Origin of the sequence: Dorea sp. AM13-35 (genome assembly GCF_003473885.1) — a bacterium.
In the GTDB taxonomy this organism is placed as follows: Bacteria; Bacillota; Clostridia; order Lachnospirales; family Lachnospiraceae; genus Dorea_D; species Dorea_D hominis.
Window position 1 is genome coordinate 1 of record NZ_QUCZ01000016.1, and the last position, 2,585, is coordinate 2,585.

Genomic DNA, 2,585 nt, shown 5'->3' on the forward strand with positions numbered 1-2,585 from the left:
TGATTATTCCGGGGCTCTCTGAGCCACCTGTCCGGACTTTGAGAGCCACCTGTCCGGAGAATGAGAGCCATATATTCCGGTAATTCAGAGCCACCTTATTGGGCTCTATTACATATATTTCCTTTATACTGTAAAGACACACCCTTGGTGTGAATACAGATAAAGGAGGTCGTAAGTTATGACCAAGTATCGTGAAATCCTACGCTTGAAAAGCTTAGGATTCAGTGAGAGGAACATCGCACAGAGTTGCGGTGTATCCAGAAACACAGTCGCCAAGGTTTTGAAAAAAGCAGCGGAAATCAATCTTTCATGGCCGCTGGATTTTGACATGACCGACAGTGCACTAGAGGAGCTGATGTTTCCTAAAGATAAGTCGGCAACAAATAAACGTATGCCAAACTTTGACTACATCCGCAAAGAACTTCTGCAGAACGGCGTAAACAAAAAGCTTCTCTGGGTAGAATACTGTGAGGAGTGCCGCATGAGCAGCGAAGAGCCTCTAATGTATTCTCAGTTCTGCTACTACATCCAGAAGGATGAAGAAAAACGCAGGGCTACCATGCATATCCCTAGAAAACCAGGTGAACAGATTGAAGTTGACTGGGCAGGTGACCCTGCTCACATCATTGATCCGGACACCGGAGAAATAACAGATGCATGGATATTTGTAGGTGTATTAACTTACAGTCAGTATGCTTTTGTAAAAGCATATATGAATGAGAAAACTGACAACTGGATCAAAGCTCATATCCAGATGTTTGATTTCTTTGGTGGTGTCACACCTATGCTCGTTTCTGATAACTGCACAACCGCAGTGAATCATAAAAAGAGTGACTGGTACAACACTGCCTTAAACACAACTTATCATGAGATGGCAGAACATTACAATCTTGCCATCCTTCCGGCCAGAGTCCGGAAACCCAAAGATAAACCGAATGTAGAGGGATCGGTAGGAAAGATATCCACATGGATAACAGCAGCCCTTCGCAATGAACAGTTTTTCTCTCTTGCAGAATTGAATGCTTCAATCCGTGAAAAACTGGATGCCTACAACGCCCGTAAATTCCAGAAAAAGGAATGTAGCAGACTCAGTTTATTTCTTGGGGAAGAAATGCCATTACTGGCTCCGTTGCCTGCTACACCTTTTGAACTGGCTGAGTGGAAACAAGCCACCGTCCAGTTTAACTATCACATCGCAGTAGACAGAATGTTCTACTCCGTGCCTTATCAGTATATCAAAAATAAGGTTGATGTGCGTATAACAGATACAACGATTGAAATATTTTATAATCACAATCGTATTGCCTCTCACAGACGACTCTATGGAAGAAGCAGTCAGTATTCTACAGTGACAGAACATATGCCGCAGGAACACCAGAAATATCTGGAATGGAACGGTGACCGGTTCCGTAAGTGGGCTGATTCGATTGGAATTAACACAAGTAAGGTTGTCGATGCAATACTTACCTCCGGCAGGATTGAACAGCAATCCTACAGAAGCTGCATGGGATTACTGAAACTGGCAGAAAAATATTCGCCAGAAAAGCTGGAACAGGTCTGCGCTAAGGCGCTCTCTTATTCCGGTAAACCCAGCTATAAAAGTATCAAAAATCTATTGGTTGCAACAAAGGATGCACCTGATACCGAATCAGAATCATCTCAAGTAGAAAAACCACACGGCATAACCAGAGGAGCCAAATACTATGGAGGTAAACAATCATGACAAATCAAAGTACAATCGATAAACTTATTGAAATGCGTCTGACTGCTATGGCAGATGCATTCCGCATCCAGATGGATGATCCTGCAATGAAGGAAGTTCCATTCGAAGATCGCTTCGGTATGCTTGTTGATGTCGAGTATAGCAACCGTAAAAACAATCGTCTGAAAAGGCTGATCCGCCAGGCTGAGTTTGAACAGCCAGATGCCAGCATCGCAGCGATCGATTACCATTCTGGACGAAAGCTGAACAAAGCACTGATCAACCGTCTGGCAACCTGTGAATACATTACAGAATACCGGAACATCTTTATTACTGGAGCAACCGGAAGTGGTAAAACTTATATGGCCTGTGCCTTTGGCATGGAAGCATGCAAGCACTATTATTCAGTACGGTATGTACGACTTCCTGATCTATTATTGGACTTACAGGCTGCCAGGGACAATGGAACTTTCTCGAATGTCCTGAAGAAATATACCAAGCCAATAGTACTGATCCTTGATGAGTGGCTGCTTCTTAAACTGACCGAAGCTGAAGCCAGAAATCTTTTTGAACTGATACATAAAAGACGTAAAAAATCTTCAACAATCTTTTGTTCTCAGTTCCGTGAAAGTGAATGGTACCAGCAAATCTGTGATGGTGAAAGTACTCTTGCCGATGCCATCATGGATCGTATTTCGTATGATTCCTATAAAATCGATATTGAAAGTGTTGACCCAGCTAAAGACCTCTCTATGAGAGAAGTATATGGACTGGATCCAGCAATAGCAAAGTAACTTAATAAACAAACTGAGGTGGCTCCGTTAGTCCGGACAGGTGGCTCTCGCCACACCGGACTGGCGGCTCTGCCGCACCGTAATATTCA

The 2,585-nt window shown here is 43.4% G+C and carries 2 protein-coding genes; both read left to right on the plus strand.

What is annotated here, in order from left to right; genetic code table 11:
* Window positions 1-178: 178 nt before the first annotated feature.
* Window positions 179-1,723 (plus strand): IS21 family transposase, encoded by a 1,545-nt coding sequence (istA, locus tag DW152_RS13180; protein ID WP_118288814.1) that lies wholly within the window; start codon window positions 179-181, stop codon window positions 1,721-1,723.
* Complete coding sequence (gene istB / locus DW152_RS13185; protein WP_118288815.1) at window positions 1,720-2,496, plus strand: IS21-like element helper ATPase IstB; 777 nt, start codon at window positions 1,720-1,722, stop codon at window positions 2,494-2,496. Before istA ends, istB begins: the two co-directional genes overlap by 4 nt.
* Window positions 2,497-2,585 lie beyond the last annotated feature (89 nt).

Bases quoted from the DNA above. Each gene is read 5' to 3' on its own strand.
- istA (WP_118288814.1), top strand. From the start codon at position 179: ATGACCAAGTATCGTGAAATCCTACGCTTGAAAAGCTTAGGATTCAGT.
- istB (WP_118288815.1), top strand. From the start codon at position 1,720: ATGACAAATCAAAGTACAATCGATAAACTTATTGAAATGCGTCTGACT.